General features: G+C 65.6%; 24 protein-coding genes and 1 tRNA gene. 7 read left to right on the top strand and 18 right to left on the bottom strand.

What is annotated here, in order from left to right; all coding sequences use genetic code 11:
* Window positions 1-14: 14 nt before the first annotated feature.
* Together KUD94_RS14155 and KUD94_RS14150 are read right to left on the bottom strand one after the other, a co-directional pair.
* Window positions 15-90 (bottom strand) — tRNA-Arg (locus KUD94_RS14155).
* A gap of 17 nt (window positions 91-107) precedes the next feature.
* Window positions 108-737, bottom strand: coding sequence for a TetR family transcriptional regulator (locus KUD94_RS14150; protein WP_218237806.1), 630 nt, complete (start codon window positions 735-737; stop codon window positions 108-110).
* Between the two features lie 175 nt (window positions 738-912).
* On the opposite strand from KUD94_RS14150, the gene KUD94_RS14145 reads away from it, so the two are divergent.
* From KUD94_RS14145 to KUD94_RS14130, 4 genes are all read left to right on the top strand, one after another.
* Window positions 913-2148, top strand: coding sequence for an efflux RND transporter periplasmic adaptor subunit (locus KUD94_RS14145; protein ID WP_218237805.1), 1236 nt, complete (start codon window positions 913-915; stop codon window positions 2146-2148).
* Between the two features lie 18 nt (window positions 2149-2166).
* Window positions 2167-5313: an efflux RND transporter permease subunit gene (locus KUD94_RS14140; RefSeq protein WP_218237804.1), complete on the top strand. Its 3147-nt coding sequence runs from the start codon at window positions 2167-2169 to the stop codon at window positions 5311-5313.
* Between the two features lie 13 nt (window positions 5314-5326).
* Complete coding sequence (locus KUD94_RS14135) at window positions 5327-6778, top strand: efflux transporter outer membrane subunit (RefSeq protein ID WP_218237803.1); 1452 nt, start codon at window positions 5327-5329, stop codon at window positions 6776-6778.
* A 103-nt stretch (window positions 6779-6881) separates the two neighbouring features.
* Window positions 6882-7817: a cytochrome c5 family protein gene (locus KUD94_RS14130; RefSeq protein WP_218237802.1), complete on the top strand. Its 936-nt coding sequence runs from the start codon at window positions 6882-6884 to the stop codon at window positions 7815-7817.
* 60 nt (window positions 7818-7877) lie between these two features.
* Here KUD94_RS14130 and KUD94_RS14125 read toward each other — a convergent pair whose 3' ends face one another.
* From KUD94_RS14125 to KUD94_RS14080, 10 genes are all read right to left on the bottom strand, one after another.
* Window positions 7878-8408: a DUF2946 family protein gene (locus KUD94_RS14125; RefSeq protein WP_218237801.1), complete on the bottom strand. Its 531-nt coding sequence runs from the start codon at window positions 8406-8408 to the stop codon at window positions 7878-7880.
* A gap of 201 nt (window positions 8409-8609) precedes the next feature.
* Entirely contained in the window at window positions 8610-9026 is a 417-nt protein-coding gene (locus tag KUD94_RS14120) for a F0F1 ATP synthase subunit epsilon (protein ID WP_218237800.1), read from the bottom strand.
* A gap of 87 nt (window positions 9027-9113) precedes the next feature.
* Complete coding sequence (gene atpD, locus KUD94_RS14115) at window positions 9114-10547, bottom strand: F0F1 ATP synthase subunit beta (protein WP_218237799.1); 1434 nt, start codon at window positions 10545-10547, stop codon at window positions 9114-9116.
* Window positions 10548-10579: 32 nt separating this feature from the next.
* Window positions 10580-11446 carry a F0F1 ATP synthase subunit gamma gene (gene atpG, locus KUD94_RS14110; RefSeq protein ID WP_218237798.1) on the bottom strand — a complete coding sequence of 289 codons (867 nt, stop codon included), beginning with the start codon at window positions 11444-11446 and terminating at the stop codon, window positions 10580-10582.
* A 19-nt stretch (window positions 11447-11465) separates the two neighbouring features.
* Window positions 11466-13025 (bottom strand): F0F1 ATP synthase subunit alpha, encoded by a 1560-nt coding sequence (atpA, locus tag KUD94_RS14105; RefSeq protein WP_218237797.1) that lies wholly within the window; start codon window positions 13023-13025, stop codon window positions 11466-11468.
* A 41-nt stretch (window positions 13026-13066) separates the two neighbouring features.
* Entirely contained in the window at window positions 13067-13606 is a 540-nt protein-coding gene (locus tag KUD94_RS14100) for a F0F1 ATP synthase subunit delta (RefSeq protein WP_218237796.1), read from the bottom strand.
* Between the two features lie 13 nt (window positions 13607-13619).
* The gene (locus tag KUD94_RS14095; protein WP_218237795.1) at window positions 13620-14090 is read right to left on the bottom strand and encodes a F0F1 ATP synthase subunit B; all 471 of its coding nucleotides are present in this window, start codon (window positions 14088-14090) and stop codon (window positions 13620-13622) included.
* Window positions 14091-14187: 97 nt separating this feature from the next.
* A complete protein-coding gene (gene atpE, locus KUD94_RS14090; RefSeq protein WP_146912055.1) occupies window positions 14188-14451 on the bottom strand; it encodes a F0F1 ATP synthase subunit C in 264 nt (87 codons plus the stop codon).
* Window positions 14452-14534: 83 nt separating this feature from the next.
* Window positions 14535-15434, bottom strand: coding sequence for a F0F1 ATP synthase subunit A (gene atpB / locus KUD94_RS14085; RefSeq protein ID WP_218237794.1), 900 nt, complete (start codon window positions 15432-15434; stop codon window positions 14535-14537).
* Window positions 15424-15975 (bottom strand): ATP synthase subunit I, encoded by a 552-nt coding sequence (locus KUD94_RS14080; RefSeq protein ID WP_255568859.1) that lies wholly within the window; start codon window positions 15973-15975, stop codon window positions 15424-15426. The genes atpB and KUD94_RS14080 overlap by 11 nt, the downstream gene beginning before the upstream one ends.
* A 147-nt stretch (window positions 15976-16122) precedes the next feature.
* Here KUD94_RS14080 and KUD94_RS14075 point away from each other — a divergent pair, with 147 nt between their 5' ends.
* Together KUD94_RS14075 and lipB are read left to right on the top strand one after the other, a co-directional pair.
* The gene (locus KUD94_RS14075) at window positions 16123-16437 is read left to right on the top strand and encodes a YbeD family protein (RefSeq protein WP_218237793.1); all 315 of its coding nucleotides are present in this window, start codon (window positions 16123-16125) and stop codon (window positions 16435-16437) included.
* Between the two features lie 56 nt (window positions 16438-16493).
* The gene (gene lipB, locus KUD94_RS14070; protein ID WP_218237792.1) at window positions 16494-17135 is read left to right on the top strand and encodes a lipoyl(octanoyl) transferase LipB; all 642 of its coding nucleotides are present in this window, start codon (window positions 16494-16496) and stop codon (window positions 17133-17135) included.
* 218 nt (window positions 17136-17353) lie between these two features.
* On the opposite strand, the gene ptsP is transcribed toward lipB, so the two are convergent.
* From ptsP to KUD94_RS14055, 3 genes are all read right to left on the bottom strand, one after another.
* Window positions 17354-19072, bottom strand: a complete 1719-nt coding sequence (gene ptsP, locus KUD94_RS14065) for a phosphoenolpyruvate--protein phosphotransferase (protein ID WP_218237791.1) — start codon at window positions 19070-19072, stop codon at window positions 17354-17356.
* Between the two features lie 62 nt (window positions 19073-19134).
* On the bottom strand, window positions 19135-19404 hold the full coding sequence (locus KUD94_RS14060) for an HPr family phosphocarrier protein (protein ID WP_218237790.1): 270 nt from the start codon (window positions 19402-19404) through the stop codon (window positions 19135-19137).
* 6 nt (window positions 19405-19410) lie between these two features.
* Window positions 19411-19818 carry a PTS sugar transporter subunit IIA gene (locus KUD94_RS14055; protein WP_218237789.1) on the bottom strand — a complete coding sequence of 136 codons (408 nt, stop codon included), beginning with the start codon at window positions 19816-19818 and terminating at the stop codon, window positions 19411-19413.
* A gap of 175 nt (window positions 19819-19993) precedes the next feature.
* On the opposite strand from KUD94_RS14055, the gene KUD94_RS14050 reads away from it, so the two are divergent.
* Window positions 19994-20437: a GNAT family N-acetyltransferase gene (locus tag KUD94_RS14050; protein WP_218239316.1), complete on the top strand. Its 444-nt coding sequence runs from the start codon at window positions 19994-19996 to the stop codon at window positions 20435-20437.
* A 174-nt stretch (window positions 20438-20611) separates the two neighbouring features.
* Here the strand turns inward: KUD94_RS14050 and rpsQ are convergent, their stop codons facing one another.
* The 3 genes from rpsQ to rplP are packed head-to-tail and all read right to left on the bottom strand — an operon-like array spanning window position 20612 to window position 21520.
* Window positions 20612-20881 carry a 30S ribosomal protein S17 gene (gene rpsQ, locus KUD94_RS14045; protein WP_146912102.1) on the bottom strand — a complete coding sequence of 90 codons (270 nt, stop codon included), beginning with the start codon at window positions 20879-20881 and terminating at the stop codon, window positions 20612-20614.
* A 12-nt stretch (window positions 20882-20893) separates the two neighbouring features.
* Window positions 20894-21091 carry a 50S ribosomal protein L29 gene (gene rpmC / locus KUD94_RS14040; protein ID WP_218237788.1) on the bottom strand — a complete coding sequence of 66 codons (198 nt, stop codon included), beginning with the start codon at window positions 21089-21091 and terminating at the stop codon, window positions 20894-20896.
* A 12-nt stretch (window positions 21092-21103) separates the two neighbouring features.
* Window positions 21104-21520, bottom strand: a complete 417-nt coding sequence (gene rplP, locus KUD94_RS14035; protein ID WP_218237787.1) for a 50S ribosomal protein L16 — start codon at window positions 21518-21520, stop codon at window positions 21104-21106.
* Window positions 21521-21522 lie beyond the last annotated feature (2 nt).

Raw genomic sequence — 21522 nt, 5'->3', positions numbered from 1 at the left:
GGCAGGCATTGGGGTGGCGCGGCTGGCGGGGATCGAACCCACGACCCTTGGCTTCGGAGGCCAATACTCTATCCACTGAGCTACAGCCGCTTCAGATAAGCCGCAAATTATCGCATGCGCCCCTGGGCGGCGAAGCCCAAGCCGCGCAGATAGACCTCCACCGTCGCCGCACCGACCTTTTGCAGGTCAAAGGCGCTCGCGCCCAGGATCCAGGCCTGCAGCAAGCCGTCGAACAAGGCCTGCAGGCCGAGCGCGGCATCGGCCGCGGTCAGCGGCAGCCGCAGCGATTGCTGCCTGGCAGCGAGCGCCAGGTCGCGCATCAGTTGGTCGTGCAGGCGCTGCAGCGCCGCCTGGTGGCGCTCGCGCACGCCCGCCAGTTCGGCCACGTATTCCACCCGGTACATGGCAATTTCAAACACCCGCCGGGTGTGTTCATCCTCGGCCAGGCGGCGCAGCAACTCCTGCACCACGCTGCGCACGCGCTGCAAGGGGTCGAGGCCCGCGGGAGGCTCGGCCATTGCCGCCTCCAGCGGCAGCGTGACGCGGTCCATCATGGCGTTGAACAAGTCCACCTTGTCCTTGAAGTGCCAGTAGATCGCGCCGCGCGTGGCGCCCGCCGCCTGGGCGATCTCGGCCAGCGACGCGCGCCCCACGCCTTTGTCGTAGAACACGCGCTCGGCCGCGTCCAGCAATGCCTGCCGGGTGGCGTCGGCTTCTTCCTTGGTGCGTCGGGCCATCGGACAATTTTTTCAGGAACAGGGAAAATGCGCGATTTGATGCAGCGGCTTCAATTATACATTCATTGATGTATGTATAATCGCGCCCTTGCCCTGAAGACTCTCCGGTGTTTTCGGCCCTTCCAGACGCACTGGGCTGGGACGGCGGGCCGCACCCTCTTATTGGAAACAAGCAATGTCTCGACTGCCCTTCACGGCCGGCTGCGCCCCGCGCTCGCACGCCGGCGCCCTGACGCTGGCGCTGGCCTGCGCCCTGATCGTCAGCGCCTGCAAGCCTTCGGGGGCACAGGCACCGGCCGGCGGCAGTGCGCCCCCTGCCCCGCAGGTGGGCGTGGTGACGGTGCAGCCCGGCGACGTCGGTCTGGTTGCCGAGCTGCCGGGCCGGCTGGAAGCCTCGCGCGTGGCGGAGGTGCGCGCGCGCGCCGCCGGCATCCTGCAAAAGCGCACCTTCACCGAAGGCAGCGAAGTCAAGGCCGGGCAGCAGCTGTTCCTGATCGACAACGCCCCCTACCGCGCGAGCGTCGCCCAGGCCAAGGCCAGCCTGGCCCAGGCCGAGGCCAGCCTGGCGCAAAGCCGCGCACTGGCCGAGCGCTATGCGCCGCTGGTGGCGCAGAACGCGGTGAGCAAGCAGGACTACGACAACGCCGTGGCCGCGCGCCAGGCGGGTGAAGCCAACGTCGCAGCCGCCAAGGCGGCCGTGACCAGCGCGCAGATCAACCTCGATTACGCGCGGGTCACGGCGCCGATCTCCGGGCGCATAGGCCGCGCGCTGGTGACCGAAGGCGCGCTGGTCGGGCAAGGCAGCCCCACGCAGCTTGCCGTGATCCAGCAGATCGACCCGCTCTACATCAACTTCACCCAGTCGGCGGCAGACGCGCTCAAGCTGCGCGCCCAGCTGGCCAGCGGCAAATACAAGAGCGCCGGCGCCGACGCCGCCAAGGTGACGCTGGTGCTGGAAGACGGCAGCATCTACCCGCACCCGGGCAAGCTGCTGTTCACCGACTTGTCGGTAGACCCGAGCAGCGGCCAGGTGATGCTGCGCGCCGAAGTGCCCAACCCCGAGCGCGCGCTGCTGCCGGGCCTGTACGTGCGCGTGCGGCTGGAGCAGGCGCAGGCGGACAACGCGGTGCTGCTGCCCCAGCAGGCGGTCACGCGCACGGCGGCCGGCGACTCGGTGCTGGTGGTGGGCGAAGGCGGCAAGCTCGCGCCGCGCCCGGTCAAGCTCGGGCCCAGTCAGGGCGACAGCTGGGTGGTGCTGGACGGCCTGAAGGCGGGCGAGCAGGTGATGGTCGACGGCTTTCAGAAGCTGCCGCGCACCAAGCCGGGCGAGCCGGTGATCGTGCAACCCGTGCCATGGAAGGCGCCCGGGGTAGCCGGCGACAAGGCGGCCGCCCCCGCAGCCAAGTCCTGATCGCCCGGAGCCGAGCACATGGCCAAGTTTTTCATTGAACGGCCCATCTTTGCATGGGTCATCGCGATCTTCATCATGGTGGCGGGCGCCGTCGCCATCACGCAACTGCCGATCGCCCAATACCCCGCGGTTGCGCCGCCGACCATCCAGATTTCCGCGGTCTACCCGGGCGCCACTGCCCAGACCCTGGAAGATTCGGTGCTTGCCGTCATCGAACGCGAGATGAACGGTGCCACCGGCCTCGTATACATCGAAACCACCAGCCAGGCCAACGGTACCGGCACGATCACGCTGAGCTTCGAGCCCGGCACCAACCCGGACCTGGCCCAGGTAGACGTGCAAAACCGCCTCGCGCGGGCCACGCCGCGCCTGCCTGCGGTAGTGGTGCAGCAGGGCGTGCGGGTGGAGAAGTCGCGCTCCAACTTCCTGCTGTTTTCGATGCTGACCACGCAGACGCCGGAGGTCAACATCGAGGCGCTGAACGACTACGCCGCGCGCAACATCGTGCCCGAACTGCAGCGTCTGCCCGGCGTCGGCTCGGTGACGCAGTTCGGCGCCGAGCGGGCGATGCGCATCTGGATCGACCCGGCCAAGCTCAAGGGCTTCAATCTGTCGCTCGACCAGGTGAACGCCGCCATCCGCACTCAGAACGTGCAGATCCCGGCCGGCAACCTGGGCGACCAGCCCAGCGTGCCAGGCCAGGCCACTACCGCCACCATCGTGGTACGCGGGCAGCTGAACACGCCCGAGCAATTCGGCGACATCGTGCTGCGCGCCGCCACCGACGGCTCCACCGTGCGCCTCAAGGACGTGGCCCGCATCGAGATCGGTTCGCAGAACTACAGCGGCGGCGCGCGCCTCGATGGCGCCGAGGCCGTGGGCATGGGCGTGCAACTGACGCCCACGGCCAACGCGCTGGAAACCGCCAAGGCCGTGCGCGCCAAGCTCGACGAGCTGCAGCAGTTCTTCCCCAAGGGCGTGGCCTACGCGATCCCATACGACACCTCGGTGTTCATCTCCGTCTCCATCCAGAAGGTGGTGGAGACCCTGTTCGAGGCGGTGGCGCTGGTGTTCCTGGTGATGCTGCTGTTCCTGCAGAAATTCCGCTACACCATCATTCCGACCATCGTCGTGCCGGTGGCCTTGCTGGGCACCTTCGCGACGCTGCTGGCGCTGGGCTTTTCCATCAACGTGCTGACCATGTTCGGCATGGTGCTGGTGATCGGCATCGTGGTGGACGACGCCATCGTGGTGGTGGAGAACGTCGAGCGCATCATGGCCGAGGAAGGCCTGTCGCCGCTGGAAGCCACGCGCAAGGGCATGGGCCAGATCTCCGGCGCGATCATCGGCGTGACCGTGGTGCTGGTTTCGGTCTTCGTGCCGCTGGCCTTCTTCCCCGGCTCCACCGGCAACATCTACCGCCAGTTCGCCGCGACCATGGGCACCGCGATCGCCTTCTCGGCCTTTCTTGCGCTCTCGCTCACGCCGGCGCTGTGCGGCACGCTGCTCAAGCCCATGCAAGAAGGGCACGATCAAAAACGCGGCTTCTTTGGCTGGTTCAACCGGGGCTTCAAGCGCACCACCACGCGCTATGAATCGGGGCTGGGGCGCCTGCTGCACCGCGGCGGGCGCATGATGATCGTCTATGCGGCGCTGATCGCGGTGGTCTCGCTCATCTACACCAGACTGCCCACTTCCTTCCTGCCCAACGAAGACCAGGGCAGCCTGATCACCAACGTGCAACTGCCCGCAGGCGCGTCCATCGCGCGCACCGAAGTCGCGCTCAAGGCCGTGGAAGAGTACATGCTGGCCCAGCCCGAGGTGGAGCACATCGTGACCGTGGCCGGCTTTTCCTTCTCCGGTCAGGGCCAGAACGCGGGCCTGGCCTTCGTGACGCTCAAGCCCTGGGACGAGCGCCCGGGCCCGGAGCACGGCGCCGAAGCCATCGCGCAAAGGGCCACCATGGCGCTGTACGGCTTTCGCGACGCCTTCCTCTTCGCCATCAACCCGCCGCCCATCCCGGAACTGGGCAGTGCCGCCGGCTTCACCTTCCGGCTGCAAGACCGCGGCGGCAAGGGCCACGAGGCGCTGCTGGCGGCGCGCAACCAGCTGCTGGGCATGGCGGCGCAAAGCAAGCTGCTGGCCGGCGTGCGCCCCGACGGCATGGAAGACGCGCCGCAGATGCAGATCGACATCGACCGCGACAAGGCCGCGTCGCTGGGCGTGGGCTTTGACAGCATAGGCAGCGCGCTGGGGACGGCGCTGGGCTCGGCCTACATCAACGACTTCCCCAGCCAGGGACGGCTGCAACGCGTGGTGGTGCAGGCGGACAGCGCCGCACGCATGCAGCCCGAAGCCGTGCTCGACCTGCCGGTGCTGAACAACAAGGGGCAGGTGATTCCGCTGTCCACCTTTGCCACCACGCGCTGGATCACGGGCGCGACCCAGACCGTGCGCTACAACGGCTATCCTGCGATGAAGATTGCCGGGGGTCCGGCCCCGGGCCTGAGCACCGGCGAGGCCATGGCCGAGATGGAGCGCATCGCGGCGCGGCTGCCCGAAGGCTTCGGCTACGAATGGACCGGCCAGTCGCGCGAGGAAAAGCTCGCCAGCGGCCAGGCCATGGTGCTCTACGGCTTCTCGCTGCTGGCGGTCTTCCTGGCGCTGGCCGCGCTGTACGAGAGCTGGTCGATTCCGTTTGCCGTGCTGCTGGTCGTGCCGCTGGGCGTGCTCGGGGTGCTGCTGGCGACGCTCTTGCGCGGCATGGCCAACGACGTGTACTTCCAGATCGGCCTGGTGACCATCATCGGCCTGTCGGCCAAGAACGCCATCCTTATCATCGAGTTCGCCAAGGACTTGCACGCCTCGGGCAAGAGCGTGTTCGAGGCCGCCGTGGCCGCGGCCCACCTGCGCTTTCGGCCCATCGTCATGACCTCGCTGGCGTTCACTCTGGGGGTGATGCCGCTGTTCCTCGCCACCGGCGCCAGCTCGGCCAGCCAGCGCGCGATCGGTACCGGCGTGGTCGGCGGCATGATCACGAGCACGCTGCTGGCGGTGTTCTTCGTGCCGGTCTTCTTCGTGCTGGTGCGCAGTTATTTCAAAGGCAGCAAGCGCCAGCAGGCCCATGACGCCGAGCAGGCACAGCTGCATGGCAACGTGCATTGAGAGCAAACCCACCATGACCCCAAGCACTTATATCGTTCGCACGCGCACCGCCGCCGCAGCCCTTGCTGCCGCCGTGCTGGCCGGCTGCAGCTTCATCCCGACCTATGAGCGGCCCTCCGCACCGGTGCCAGGCAGTTATCCGGGGGCCAGCGCCACCGATGCGCAGCAGGGCAAGGCGGCTGCCGACATCCGCTGGCAAGACTATTTCACCGACCCGCAGCTGCAGACCCTCATCAGCCTGGCGCTGGAGAACAACCGCGACCAGCGCGTGGCCATGCTCCGGGTGGAGCAGGCGCGCGCCCAGTTCGACATCCAGCGCGCCGCCGAATATCCGACGGCAAATGCCATGGGCGGTTTCACCCGGCAGCCCAACCCGGCCAACCAGAACAAGTACGGCTCGGTCTACCAGGCAGGTCTGGCCATCACCGGCTGGGAGATCGACTTTTTTGGACGCATCGCAGCGCTCAAGGAACAGGCGCTGGCGCAATACCTGGCCACGGACGAAGCCCGCAAGGCCGGGCAGATCAGCCTGGTTGCCGCCGTCGCCTCCGGCTGGCTCGCGCTGGTGGCCGACGACGAATTGCTGGACTTGTCCGAGCGCACGCTGCAGACGCGCGAAGAGTCGGTCAAGCTCACGCGCCTGCGCCTGGAGCACGGGGTCAGTTCCGAGCTGGATCTGCGCCAGGCCCAAAGCCTGGCCGAACAGGCGCGCGCCACGCTGGCACAGCAGCAGCGCCAGCGCATGCTGGACGAGAACGCGCTGACGCTTCTTGTCGGCCAGGCTATTCCCGACGAGCTGCTGGCGCGCCCGGGCCAGCGGCGCCTGGCCAAGACAGCGCCGATGCAGGCGCTGCCTGCCGGTCTGCCGTCGCAGCTGTTGCAGCACCGCCCCGACATCATCGCGGCGGAGCAGCAGCTCATTGGCGCCAACGCCAGCATAGGCGCTGCGCGCGCGGCGTTTTTCCCGCGCATCGCGCTGACCGCGCAGTTCGGCAGCACCAGTACCGAGTTGTCCGGCCTGTTCAAGGGCGGCAGCTGGGCCTTCTCCCTCGCGCCCCAGGCGGTGTTGCCGATCTTTGACGCGGGGCGCAACCAGGCCAACCTCGAAGCGGCCCAGGTCGGCCGCGAGATCGCGGTCGCCCAGTACGAGAAGTCCATACAGACGGCCTTCCGCGAGGTCGCGGACGCCCTGGCCGGCCGCGCCACGCTGCAAAACCAGCTCGACGCCCAGGCCGCGCAGACACGCTCGGACACACGCCGCTTCGAGCTTTCCGACCTGCGCTATCGCAATGGCGTGGCAAGCTATCTCGATCTGCTGGACGCCCAGCGTTCGCTCTATGCGTCCGAGCAGGCGCTGGTGCTCACACGCTTGCAACAGCTGCAAAACCAGGTAGTGCTGTACAAGGTACTGGGCGGCGGCTGGAGCGCCGAGGACGAGATCCGCTCGCTCGCCGAACGCGGTTGAACCAGGTTGCGCGGCGCGCGGCGGCGCTGCAGGAAACGAGAGCCCACTCCTATAATGGAGAATGGATTGCGCCGGCAATCCACCCGTCCAACGTGAGAGAACAATGACCAACGAGAACGAAGAGACAAACCACGGATTGATCAAGACCCCGGGCCAGACGCTGCTGGCCGCCTCACTGGGCTTCCTGGCGCCGGTGTTCGTCATTCTGGGTCTGGTGTACTTCTACTCTTCCGCGCCCAAGCAGGCGCCGGGCGGCGACAACAGCGCCCAGTCCGTCGATCAGCGCATTCAGAAAGTAGGCACGCTCGAGGTCAAGGACAGCAGCCAGAGCGCCGCCCACAGTGGCGAAGAGGTCTACAAGGCGCAATGCGCCGCCTGCCATGCGAGCGGCGCGGCGGGCGCGCCCAAGTTCGGCGACGCTGGCGCCTGGGCGCCGCGCATCAAGCAGGGCCTGGAGGCGCTGGAGCATTCGGCACTCAAGGGCAAGGGCGCCATGCCGCCCCAGGCAGGCGGCCAATTCGACGACACCGAAATCGCTCGCGCCGTGGTCTACATGGCCAATGCGGCCGGTGCCAAGTTTGAAGAACCTGCCGCGGCCGACGACAAGGCCGCCGGCGCCGGTGAGTCCGCGAACGCGGCCCCCGCGGCTGCACAAAAGCCGACTGCCGGCGAATCGTCCGCAAGCGCTGCGGCGACTCCCGAGCAGCCCGCTGCCGGAGAATCGTCGGCCACGCCGGCAGCAGCACCGGCCGCTGCAGCGCCGGCAGCCAGCGCCAGCGCCGGTGCCGACGATGCCCATGCCGCCGCCGGCAAGAAAATCTACGAGACCACCTGCGCGGCCTGCCATGGCACCGGCGTTGCTGGCGCGCCCAAGTTTGGCGACAAGGCCGCCTGGGCGCCACGGCTGGCGGCGGGCTTTGATGAGGTGCTGAAGATCGCCACCCACGGCAAGGGCGCGATGCCTCCCAAGGGCGGCTCCAACGCCTCCGACGCAGACTTCAAGGCCGCGGTAGAGTATCTGGTGAACTCCGCCCGGTAAGGCTACTCTCGACCGCTCAAGCGGCCCCGGCCGGCAGTGCTCAGCAGCCTGCCGGCCTTTTCATTGCTGCAATGCCTGCCGAGGGCTGCGCACAAAGCCGTAGCGCGTGGTCAGCGCGACGTGGTCGATCGATTCCGGCATCGGCCATCTCCCTTGCTCGAGCAGCTGCGCTGCCACTACCACGTCGAGGCTGTGCACCAGACCCAGCCCGAGCGCGCTCGCGAGGTAGAGCCTGCCCTGCTCGTCGCAGACGGCTGCGTCTGCCTGCGTGCGCCGCCCGGTGTGGGAGATCAGCCCGCCGTCCGGGCCGATACGCCAAACCCAGGGGGCGGCCTCGAGCTCGACATAGACGCGCTGCGGCCCGTTCTGAAAGTACCACTGCCCCCGGGCATCATGCAGGTAGTTGCGGCCGATGAACGCCACCAGGCCTTGATGTTGCAAGCGCTCGCCCCTGCATGAGGTGAAGGGCCCGCGCGCCTGGACCGACGCGTCCCGCAGATACCACTGCCCGCGGGCGTCCAGCCCCAGCCAGCCAAAACAGTCGGGCACCTCAGGCCATTTCTCGAGCGCCCGCTTGACGATGTCGTCCATGCGCGCGATTTTGCCCGAGCTTCGGCAAAGCTTCGCCGGGCTGATGGCAGCCTCGCCATTGTGTAGCGCCCACCCCGGACTGCCGGCGCAAGCGCGGCGGTCGCCAGAATTTCCTGGCGCTGGGCACCCGACTCCGAGCTGCCGCGAAAATCAAAAAGGCCCGCACGGGCGGGCCTCTTCAGGACGCCGGGAGGCGCACTCTCAGCGCTTCTCGCGGAACTTGCGCAGGGCGGCGAGCTGGGCGGCCATGATGGCCAGTTCAGACTGGGCGCGCGCGAGATCGATCTCGCTCTTGGCGTGCGACAGCGCTTCCTGGGCTTGCTTCCTCGCTTCTTCGGCCTTTTGTTCGTCCAGGTCGCGGCCCCGGATGGCGGTATCGGAGAGCACCGTCACCCGATCCGGCTGCACCTCGAGGATGCCGCCAGCCACGAAGATGAATTCCTCACCTCCGCTGGCCAGATCGATGCGCACGGACCCGGCCTTGATGCGCGTGATCAAAGGCGTGTGCTTGGGCAGAATGCCCAGCTCGCCCGATTCGCCGGGCAGAGCGACGAACTTCGCTTCGCCCGAAAAGATCGACTCTTCGGCGCTGACGACATCGACGTGTATGGTGCTCATGCAAACTCCTTGGGTGCTTCACTGCAGGGGCTGCGCCGGGGTGCGGGGCAAGCAATAGCTACCACCGCCCCGGCGCCTTCTCGTCCCTCAGGAAGCGAGCTTCTTGGCCTTCTCGAAGGCTTCGTCGATGGTGCCGACCATGTAGAAGGCCTGCTCGGGCAGATGGTCGCACTCGCCATTGACGATCATCTTGAAGCCACGAATCGTCTCGGCCAGCGGCACGTACTTGCCGGGCGTACCAGTGAACACTTCGGCCACGTGGAAAGGCTGCGACAAAAAGCGCTGGATCTTGCGCGCGCGCGCCACGGTGAGCTTGTCCTCGGGCGCCAGTTCGTCCATACCCAGAATGGCGATGATGTCGCGCAGCTCCTTGTAGCGCTGCAGCGTGCCCTGCACCGCACGCGCCACGCTGTAGTGCTCCTCGCCGACGACGTGCGGGTCGAGCTGGCGACTGGTGGAGTCCAGCGGATCCACGGCGGGGTAGATGCCCAGGGCGGCAATGTCACGGCTCAGCACCACGGTCGAGTCCAGGTGGGCAAAGGTGGTCGCGGGGGACGGGTCGGTCAGGTCGTCGGCCGGCACGTACACGGCCTGGATCGAGGTGATCGAGCCGACCTTGGTCGAGGTGATGCGCTCTTGCAGCTTGCCCATTTCCTCGGCCAGCGTCGGCTGGTAGCCCACGGCCGAGGGCATGCGGCCCAGCAGGGCGGACACTTCCGTGCCGGCCAGGGTGTAGCGGTAGATGTTGTCCACGAAAAACAGCACGTCGCGGCCTTCGTCGCGGAAAGACTCGGCGATGGTGAGGCCGGTGAGCGCCACGCGCAGGCGGTTGCCCGGCGGCTCGTTCATCTGGCCGTAGACCATGGACACCTTGGACTGGCTCAGGTCTTCCTGCACCACGACCTTGGAGTCGCTCATCTCGTGGTAGAAGTCGTTGCCCTCGCGGGTGCGCTCACCCACGCCGGCGAACACCGACAGGCCCGAGTGCGCCTTGGCGATGTTGTTGATGAGCTCCATCATGTTCACGGTCTTGCCCACGCCGGCGCCGCCGAACAGGCCCACCTTGCCGCCCTTGGCGAACGGACATACCAGGTCGATCACCTTGATGCCGGTCTCCAGCAGCTCCTGCGACGGAGACAGCTCGTCGTAGGCCGGCGGGGTGCGGTGAATCGAGGCGGTCAGGGTCTGGTCGATGGGGCCGCGCTCGTCGATCGGATTGCCGAGCACGTCCATGATACGCCCGAGCGTGCCCTTGCCGACCGGCACGGTGATTGGAGCCTCGGTGTTGGACACCATCAGGCCACGCTTGAGGCCGTCGCTTGAGCCCAGCGCAATGGTGCGCACCACGCCGTCGCCCAGCTGCTGCTGCACTTCCAGGGTCAGCGCCGAACCGTCGAGCTTGAGCGCGTCGTAGACCTTGGGCATGTGCTCGCGGGGGAACTCCACGTCGACCACGGCGCCGATGCATTGAACGATCTTGCCCTGAACGCCAGCGCTCGCTTGGGTATTCTCTTGAGCCATCTTGTTTGCTCCAAAAATAGGTAAAACCGGATTCAGACCGCCGCCGCGCCGGCAACGATTTCTGAAAGTTCTTTGGTGATCGCCGCCTGGCGCGTCTTGTTGTAGACCAGCTTGAGCTCGCCGATCACGTTGCCGGCATTGTCGGTTGCCGCCTTCATCGCAACCATGCGGGCAGACTGCTCGCTGGCCATGTTCTCGGCAACCGCCTGGTAGATCAGGGACTCGACATAGCGCACCAAGAGCTCATCGATCACGCTCTGGGCATCCGGCTCGTACAGGTAGTCCCAGCCCGGGCCGCTCTTGTGCTTGCGCATCTCTTCGGACGACAGCGGCAGCAACTGCTCGACCACCGCCTCCTGCTTCATGGTGTTGATGAACCTGGTGTAGCTCAGGTACACCGCGCTCACCTTGCCCTCGGCATAAGCGTCCAGCAAGACCTTGACCGGGCCTATCAATCGGTCCAGGTGCGGCGTGTCGCCGAGCGAAGTCGCCTGCGACACCACCTTGGCACCGATGCGGTTGAGAAAGCCCAGGCCCTTGCTGCCGATGGCGACCGCCTGCACTTCCTTGCCCTCGCCCTGCAGGTCGCGCAGCTTGTTGGTGACCGAACGCAGCACGTTGGTGTTCAAGCCGCCGCACAGACCCTTGTCGGTCGTCACCACGATGATGCCGGCCGCCTTGGCGTCGTTCAGCTTCATGAAGGGGTGCACGTACTCGGGGTTCGCATCTCCCAGATGCGCGGCGATCGAGCGTACCTTTTCGGCGTACGGACGAGCAGCGCGCATGCGGTCCTGCGCCTTGCGCATCTTGGACGCGGCCACCATCTCCATGGCCTTGGTGATCTTCTTGGTGTTTTCCACCGATTTGATCTTGCCGCGTATTTCCTTGCCTGCTGCCATGTCGGATCTCCCCCTGCGCTCAGGCGAAGGATTTCTTGAATGCGGTGATGGCCTGGGTCAGCTCTGCCTCGTCCTTGCCTTCCTTGTCGAATGCGCGGCTCTTCTCCAGACGCTGCAGCAGATCGCCGTGGCTGGCCTTGAGGAACTGGTGCAGGCCGGACTCGAACGCAAGCACCCTCTTGACTTCGACGTCATCGAGGAAGCCCTTGTTCACCGCGAACAGCGACGCCGCCATCAGGCTGATGGGCAGCGGATGGTACTGGGGCTGCTTGAGCAATTCGGTCACGCGCGCGCCGCGGTCGAGCTGCTTGCGCGTGGCTTCGTCCAGGTCGGAAGCGAACTGCGCAAACGCCGCGAGCTCTCGGTATTGCGCCAGGTCGGTACGGATACCGCCCGACAGGCCCTTGATCAGCTTGGTCTGCGCGGCGCCACCGACGCGCGACACCGAGATCCCGGCGTTGATAGCGGGTCGGATGCCGGCGTTGAACAGGCTGGTTTCCAGGAAGATCTGGCCGTCGGTGATGGAAATCACGTTGGTCGGAACGAAGGCCGACACGTCGCCTGCCTGGGTCTCGATAACGGGCAGCGCGGTGAGCGAGCCGGTCTTGCCCTTGACTTCGCCCTTGGTGAACTCTTCCACGTAGTGGGCATTGACGCGCGCGGCGCGCTCCAGCAGGCGGCTGTGCAGATAGAACACGTCGCCAGGAAAAGCTTCGCGTCCGGGCGGACGGCGCAGCAGCAGCGAAACCTGGCGATAGGCCACGGCCTGCTTGGAGAGGTCGTCATAAATGATGAGCGCGTCCTGACCGCGGTCGCGGAAATACTCGCCCATGGTGCAGCCGGAGTAGGCCGAGACGTACTGCATGGCCGCCGATTCCGACGCGGAAGCCGCCACCACGATGGTGTAGTCCATCGCGCCGGCCTGCTCCAGCGAGCGCACCACGTTCTTGATCGACGAGGCCTTCTGGCCGATCGCCACATACACGCAGGTGACGTCCTGGCCCTTCTGGTTGATGATGGTGTCGATGGCCACCGCCGTCTTGCCGGTCTGGCGGTCGCCGATGATCAGCTCGCGCTGACCGCGCCCGATCGGCACCATCGAGTCGATGGATTTCAGGCCGGTCTGCAGCGGCTGGTCCACCGATTGGCGCGCGATCACGCCCGGGGCCACCTTCTCGATCACGTCGGTCATCTTGGCATTGATCGGACCCTTGCCGTCGATCGGGTGCCCCAGCGCGTTCACCACGCGGCCGACGAGCTCGGGGCCCACGGGCACCTCGAGAATGCGGCCGGTGCACTTGACCGTATCGCCTTCGGAGATATGTTCATAGGCGCCCAGAATCACCGCGCCGACAGAGTCGCGCTCGAGGTTCAGCGCCAGCCCGTAGCTCGGCTGGCCTTCGGCGTCTGCCGGGAATTCGAGCATTTCGCCCTGCATCACGTCCGACAGGCCGTGGATGCGCACGATGCCGTCGGTCACCGAAACCACGGTCCCCTGGTTGCGAATGTCGCCGCCAGCAGCCAGTCCTTCGATGCGGCTCTTGATGAGCTCCGAGATTTCTGCGGGATTGAGTTGCATGACTCTTTCCTTCTTTCCTTAAGTTGCCACGCCCGCCGCCCTCAGGCCAGCAGCGTCGCTTTCATTTGTTCCAGACGGGCCTTGACCGAAGTATCAAGCACCTCATCACCGACCACCACGCGCACACCGCCAATCAGGGACGGATCCACACTCAGCGACAGGTTCAGCTTGCGCCCGAAACGCTTTTCCAGCGTCACGCCCAGCTCTTGCAGCTGCTGCGCCGACATGTCAAAGGCGCTGACCACGAGGGCGTCCGACGAGCCCGCCGTCTGATTGACCAGCGCGCGAAACTGCGCCGCAATTTCCGGCAGAGCCCGCAGACGCCCATTTTCGACCACCGCCGCGAGCAGATTGGTCGCGCTTGCGGGCAGCTTGCTGCGCACCACGCCGGTGATGACGTCCAGGATCTGCGACGCCGTCACCTTCGGGCTGTCGGCCATCTGCAGCAACTGCGGGTTCGCCGCAATCGTCGCCAGCTCGTCGAGCCACTGCACCGCAGCGGCAAGATCGGCCTTCTGGCTCGTGCACGCCTTGAACAAGGCCTCAGCGTAGGGACGGGCAATAGTGGCAAGTTCCGCCATGTTCGTCCCTTTCCTACAGCTCGGTCTTCAGACGCGTGAGCAGTTCGGAGTGCACGGCCGGATTGACTTCCTTGCGCAGGATCTGCTCAGCACCCTTGACGGCGAGCTGTGCAACCTGTTCGCGCAATGCTTCGCGCGCCTGGATGAGTTGCTGCTCGGCTTCCACCCGCGCGGCGGCAACGATCTTGTTGCCCTCTTCGGCGGCGCGGGCCTTGGCCTCTTCGATGATGGCGCGCGCATGGCTTTCCGCGTCCGCCAGGCGCTGCGCGCTTTCGTTGCGCGTTTCAGCGAGCTGCTGCTCGACCCGCTGATTGGCCGCCGCCAGCTCGGTCTTGGCCTTGTCGGCCGCTGCCAGGCCATCAGCGACCTTCTGCGCCCGCTCGTCCAGTGCATTGGCAATCGGCGGCCACACAAACTTCATCGTGAATGCCACGAGGAGCAGAAACACGATGATTTGAATGATGAGGGTAGCGGTGATGCTCACTTTGGTTCCTTGGATTGCAGCGGCACGAGGCCGCGATACTCAGTGGCAGGGCCGGCGCACCGCTTGGAGCGCCGGCCTTCCCAACCCGATCCGGAACTTACTTGGCGATCAGGGCGATCTGACCCAGGAAGGGGTTGGCGGTGGCGAACCACAGCGCGATACCCACGCCGATGATGAAGGCCGCGTCGATCAGGCCGACCAACAGGAACATCTTGGTTTGCAGTTCACCCATCAGCTCGGGCTGGCGGGCGGCCGACTCGAGGAACTTGCTGCCCATGAGGCCGATGCCGATACACGCACCGACGGCGCCCAGACCAATGATCAGGCCGGCGGCCAGGGCAACAAAGCTGATAACTTCCATGATGACTCCTAAAGGAACAAGGTTGGTAGAGAAGGAAACGAGAGGGAAAGCATGCATCCCGGGCGGTGCAAGACCGCCCGCGATCAATGGTGGTCGTGCGCCTGGCCGATGTACACCAGCGCCAGCATCATGAAGATGAAGGCTTGCAGGATGATGATCAGGATGTGGAAGATGGCCCACGCCAGACCCGCAATGATATGGCCCACGGCCAGACCAATGCCCGTACCGGTGAGCGCAAACGCGCCACCCATGAGGGCGATCAGCATGAAGATGAGCTCGCCCGCATACATGTTGCCGAAAAGTCGCAGGCCGTGGGACAGCGTCTTGGAGGCGAATTCGATCAGCTGCATCGCGAAGTTCACGATGCCCAGCAGCACGGCCATGATCGGGTTCTTGCTGGTGCCAAACGGCGCCGTCACCAGCTCATGCGCCCAGCCGCCCATGCCCTTGATCTTGACGTTGTAGTACAGGCAGATCAGCAGCACCGCCACCGACAGACCCATGGCACCGGAGACGTCGGCGGTGGGCAGCACGCGCATGTAGGCGTGCGCGGGGTCTCCGCCGAACAGCCCCACGAGCCAAGCCCACACCGTTGGAATCAGGTCCACCGGCAGCAGGTCCATGGTGTTCATCAGGGTGACCCAGACGAAGATCGACAGCCCCAGCGGCGCCACGTACTTGCGGCTCTCGGCGTTCTTGATGATGCCCTTGGCTTCGTTGTCGACAAATTCGACCAGGATCTCCACCGCCGCCTGAAAGCGCCCGGGAACGCCTGAGCTGGCCTTGCGCGCTGCCGCCCAGAGGATCCAGAAGGTCAATGCCGCCAGCAGCACGGAAAAAAAGACCGTGTCGATGTGAATCACCGACATGTCGATCACCGCATCCGACGCTTTGTTCTGCCAGAAATGCAGATGGTGGATGACGTATTCCCCGGCGGTAGGTCCCGTTTGCACAGTAGATGCCACAGCGTTTTCAACAGCCATCGGTATGCTCTTTCTGCGTCTGCGCCTTGCCAGACTTCAGCGGCCGGACCCAGAGGAGACCAACCCAGTACATCTTGATTGTCAGCACCAAACCGATCAGCAAAGCCGGCCAGTTCGGCGCACCCAGAAATCTCGGGGCCGCCAGCAGCAACCCCGCCGTCAAGACCAGCTTGACCACCTCCCACACCAGCAGGCCCGCCAGCGCCGCGGTCGGCGGAAAACCCGGCCGAGCCCAGCGCATGGTTCCTGCCGCCGCAATGGCGGCCGGCAGAAAACCCGCCAAGGCCCCATAGGCCACAGACCATGCAAGCTCTGGACGACGTGTCAACAGACCCGTCACCGACGCTGCCACCACCCCGACGATCAGCTGCCATCGCAGCGCCCGGGATACCGGCATCTGCGGATGGCGCAAGCGCCATTGCCTGGCTTCTTCAGGCGTCAAGGCCTTGAAATCGTCCTCGGCGTCGCGCGTCTTGCCGGTCTCCAACCCGCTTGCAATCCCGCCGCGGCTCTGGCCGCCCTCACTCGCATCGCTGGACACGGCCACAACACCCGAACCGGATTACAAAACCTTGCGATTATACGTAAAAACCCGATGGTCTCCGGCCTTGCAGACCGGGCATTGAACCCGGCCCGCACCCCGCCACGAAGGCAACGCCCGGCGGCGCGCGCTGCTATCCTTGCATGCATGGCCAAAGCACCCCCCCCACTCGCGATCATCGGCAGCGAGCACCCGTCGTCGGCACAGGAGAGCCTCATCCAGTACCCGAGCGCGTTTCCGATCAAGGTCATGGGAGCGCGCGCCGAGGGGTTCGTGGGAGCGGTGACGGAGATCGCACACCGCTTTGATCCCGATTTTGACGCGAGCACCGTAGAGCTGCGGCCCAGCCGCCAGGGCCACTACCTCGCGGTAACCATCACGGTGACCGCCACCAGCCGCGAGCAGCTCGATGACATGTACCGGGCCCTGACCTCGCACCCCATGGTCAAAGTCGTGCTGTGACCGCGCCCGCGCTTTGCTGGCTGGGACAGGTGGAGTACGCCGCGACGCTGCGCGCGATGCAGGCTTTCACCCTTTCGCGCAAGCCTGATACGGCTGATGCGCTATGGATTTGCGAGCATAAACCGGTTTTTACCCAGGGCGTGGCCGGCAAGCCCGAACACGTGCTGCATCCCGGAGACATCCCGGTGATCGCGACCAACCGCGGTGGACAAGTCACTTACCACGGTCCTGGGCAGGTCGTCGCCTACCCCTTGATGGACCTGCGGCGAGCGGGCTATTACGTCAAGGAATACGTGTACCGGATCGAAGAGGCGGTGATCGGCACGCTGGCGGATTTCGGCATCACCGGCCACCGGGTCGCCGGCGCGCCGGGGATTTACGTGCGCCTGAGCGAACCCGCCAGCCACGCGCTGCTGCCCCAGCGCCCGCAGTTGCGCCGACCCGGCAGCCCCGCGCCTACGCCGGACTTCACCGACGTGGGCAAGATCGCCGCCATCGGTATCAAGGTTACCAACCACTGCACCTACCACGGACTGGCACTCAACGTGGCAATGGACTTGCAAGCCTTTCAGCGCATTCACCCCTGCGGCTACGTCGGCCTGCAGACGGTGGATCTCGCGAGCGTGGGCGTGCGGGCCTCCTGGATCGACGTGGCCCGTCAGCTGGCAGTGCATCTGCAACGTCGGCTGCAGCCCTGAACGACGGAACGCGGCACGTTCACTGGTGTATGGCGCACGCGCAGCGTCTCGCTCCAGGGCGACGCTGAACAAGTCGCCGCGATGGCGTGCGCCCAGCGTGGGGATGCTCTGCAAGACACAAACCACAGCAATAGCCGAAGCTGTTGCGAGGATTTGCAAGGCCGCAGACCGCCCCAGGCCGGGATGCGCAGCGCGCGAGGGGTGTTTTCAGCGTTGCCCTAGACGCTGGGTCCTTGCGCAAGCATGGCGTGCGGCTGGGCCGAGTGCACCACCGCATTCGCCCAGGCCTTCAGTGCCGCCACGTCACTCTGCACAAGCTGCTGTTTGACCCGTGGTATCTGGGATGGCTGCATGGAAAACGACTTGAGCCCGAGCCCGAGCAGCAGTCGCGTGGTCTGCACGTCGCCGGCCATTTCGCCGCAGATAGCGACCTCCTTGCCTGCACGCTCTGCACTGGCGATCACCGATGCGACCAGCCTGAGCACAGCCGGATGCGTGGGCGTATAGAGGTAGGCGACGGATTCGTCCGTGCGATCGATGGCCAGCGTGTACTGGATCAGGTCGTTGGTGCCAATCGACAGAAAGTCGACACAGCGCAGAAATTCATCGGCCAGCAACGCCGCAGCCGGCACCTCGACCATGGCGCCCACCTGCACGTCGCCTGCGGCCACTTTGCGCGCGGCAAGCTCGTCGCGTGCGATTTGCAACTGTGCCAGCGCCTGATCGAGCTGCTCCTGATGGCTGACCATAGGGAACAGCAGCTTGACCGGGCCGAGTACGGCCGCACGGAGAATGGCGCGCAGCTGCGTACGGAACATCTCCGGATCGGCCAGGCTCCAGCGTATCGCCCGCAGGCCGAGTGCGGGGTTTGCCGCGACCGGGCGGACCACGGGGCCGAGCGGCTTGTCTGCACCGATATCGACCGTGCGTATTGTCACAGGCCGCCCGCCCATCCCTTGCACGACGCCGCGGTATGCCTCGTACTGCTCGTCTTCGCCTGGCAGCGCTCCCTTGCGGTTCATGAACAGGAACTCGCTGCGCAGCAGTCCCACGCCTTGCGCGCCCGCACGCAGGGCCGCAGGCACGTCGTGCGGCCCTTCGATATTGGCCAGCAGTTGAACCATCACGCCATCGAGAGTGCGCGATGGCAGCACGACCAGGCTCTCCAACTCGCGGTTGTCCTGCGCGAGGGTTGCGGCCCGCTCGGCGTAGGCCGCGCGCTCGCAAGCGTCGGGGTTGACAACGACAAGGCCCGCCTCACTGTCGATGATGACCCAGTCGTCCGGATTTACCCGCTCGCTGATGCCGCGCACCGCAACCACTGCGGGTATGCCCATGCTGCGCGCGACGATGGTCGTATGGCTGGTCGCCGTGCCCATATCCGTGGCAAAACCGGCGAAGACACCGTCGCGATAGTGCAGCAAATCCGCGGGAGAGAGATCGCGCGCTATCAGGATGCGCGGCTCATCGCTTCCTGCCAGATGCTCAATGCCCAGGCCCTCATTGAGGTGGTGCAGCAGGCGCTCCACCACCTGCTCAAGATCCGCCTTGCGCTCACGCAGGTAGGGGTCGTCCATGGCGTCGAACTGGCGCGCCAAGACCTCCATCTGCGTCGCCAGCGCCCATTCCGCGTTGTAGCCGTGGTCGGAAATCCAGTGCCGGATCGCACCGACGAGGGCTTCATCGTGCAGCAGTTGCAAATGCACATCGAGCAGCGCGGCGAGCTCCATGGGCGCCCCCTGCGGCAGTCGGGTCTGCAGCGCCTGCAATTCGCGCACGACGGCGTCGCGCGCTGCGGCGAGACGCGCCAATTCGGCCTCTCGTCGCGCGCCATCCAGCCGGTAGCGCGCAATCTCGCCGGCGCTGCGCTGTATCAGGACTGCCCGGCCCTGGGCGATGCCGGGCGTGACCGAGAGCCCTTTGATGCGAGCGCCCATGGACATGCTTTGTGCCGCCTTCCGGTTCGATTCACTACAGCGGGAAATTCGGCTTGGCGCCCTTATTCGCCTTCGCCGAACTTGTCGGCGATCAAGGCCCGCAGGCTTTGCATGGCGAGCTGCTCCTGCGCGCCATCGGTTTCCAGTTCCACTTCCGTGCCCATGCCCGCCGCCAGTAGCATCACGCCCATGATGCTCTTGGCGTTGACCCGCCGATCGCCGCGGCTGAGCCAGACCTGGCAGTCGAAGCTGTTGGCAAGCTTGGTCAGCTTGGCCGACGCGCGCGCATGCAATCCCAGCCTGTTGACGATGGTTACCTTGGCCTTGATCACGTCGGACTACGGGTGGGCGCAGCTCGTTTGCGGCTGCGGTCGCAGCATCCCCTGTCTACCGCCGGCCAGTGCCCGCTCGATCAGCGCATCTAGGCCTTCATGGCGGTAGTTGACGGCGCGCAGCAACATCGGCAGGTTCGCCCCGGTGATCAGGCCGGATGTCGGCTCATGCACCAGTCCACAGGCGATGTTGTGCGGTGTGGCGCCGACTACGTCCGATACCAGCAGGAACTGCTGCGCACCGCTGCGGCTCATCAAGGCCTGCGCGGCATCGTGCATCTGCGCCGGGTGCGCGCAGGGCGGCACATCCAGCGCCAACACCTCCGACTCGCATTCCGGGAACACATGCAGCACACAGGAGCGCAAGGCACTGGCCAAGGGCGCATGGGCGAACAGGACGATACAGGTCTTCATGGCCGCAAGAAGGGAAACACCGCATTATCACCCGGCCCGCTGGCCCTTGCTGGTCGGTACCTGCAAAGTGACAGGCGCCGGAAGCTGCGGGCTACACTCATGCCCTTGTCCACTTGACCCGACGAAAGTGCAGCCTCCTTCCTTCCGCCTGTTCGTGGCCTCGCATCCCGACGACATGGCGCTTGCCAAAGAGCTGTTCAGGGAGTACGCGCTGTCTCTGGACGTGGACCTGAGCCTGCAGGGCCTGGAAGAGGAGATCGCCGGACTGCCCGGCGAGTACGCACCGCCCCGCGGCTGTCTGTATCTCGCGGAAGTGGATGGCAGCGTTGCGGGCTGCTGCGCGCTGCGCCCTATCGACGACTGTGATTACCCAAACGCGGCGGAGATGAAGCGGCTTTACGTGCGCAAGGCGTTTCGCGGCTTCGGCCTGGGGCGGGCTCTCGCAGAGGCCATCGTGCAAGAGGCCAGCCGCCAGGGCTATGCCACGGTGCTGCTCGATACCCTGGACGACATGGAGGCGGCGCGCTCCTTGTATGAGGAGCTGGGTTTCGTCGAGATTGCGCCCTACTACCACAGCCCCTTCCCGGGAGCGCACTACCTCAAGGCGACCTTGGGCTGAAGTGCACCCGTGAGCGCGGCTTGGCATGCGTTTGCGGCGCCAGGTCACGCGCGCCTTGCTCGCGCAGGAGCCGCGAGCCGCCGCATCAGCAAGGCAATAAAAAACGACCCACGAGGTGGGTCGTCTTGAGAGCGGCGAGCATGCACCCGCTCCACGGCGCGCGGAACCGGCCCGTCAGACCAAGGTGGCCTTTTGCACCAGGCGGGTCACCACCCAGTTCTTGGTCTTGGACAGCGGACGGCTTTCGGCGATCTCCACCGTGTCGCCCTGCTTGTACTCGCCGTTCTCGTCGTGAGCATGGAATTTGCTCGAGCGGATCACGATCTTGTCGTAGATCGGGTGCTTCACGCGGCGCTCCACCAGAACGGTGACCGTCTTTGCACGCTTGTCGCTGACCACCTTGCCAACCAAGGTGCGCTTGAGGGATGTCTTTGCTTCCGTCATGTTCGCTCCTGGTTACTTGGCGGCCTGCTTTTCAGCAAGTATGGTTTTGGCGCGCGCGATGTCGCGGCGCGTCGTCTTGAGGGTAGCGGTATTGCCCAGTTGCTGGGTTGCCTTTTGCATGCGCAGGCCGAAGTGGGCCTTTTGCAGCGACTTCACTTCGTCCAACAGAGCACTCACATCCTTCTGGCGGAGTTCAGCGGCTTTCGTCATGTTGAAAATTCCTTACGCGCCAATATGGCGAGAGACGAAGGTGGTGCGCAGCGGAAGCTTGGCCGCAGCCAGGCGGAAGGCTTCGCGCGCCAGCTCCTCAGGGACGCCAACGATCTCGAAAACCACCTTGCCCGGCTGGATCTCGGCCACGTAGTACTCCGGATTGCCCTTGCCGCTGCCCATGCGCACTTCGGCGGGCTTGTTGGAAATGGGCTTGTCCGGAAACACGCGGATCCAGATGCGTCCGCCACGCTTGACATGGCGGGAAATCGCACGACGTGCGGCTTCGATCTGGCGGGCCGTCAGGCGGCCGCGGTCGGTGCACTTGAGGCCGAAGTCACCGAAGGACACGGTATTGCCACGGGTGGCGATGCCCGTGTTGCGGCCTTTTTGTTCCTTGCGGAACTTGCGGCGAGCAGGTTGCAGCATGC

The organism is Comamonas sp. NLF-1-9 (assembly GCF_019195435.1).
Lineage (GTDB): Bacteria > Pseudomonadota > Gammaproteobacteria > Burkholderiales > Burkholderiaceae_C > Comamonas_C.
This window is presented reverse-complemented; position numbering and strand designations above follow the sequence as displayed.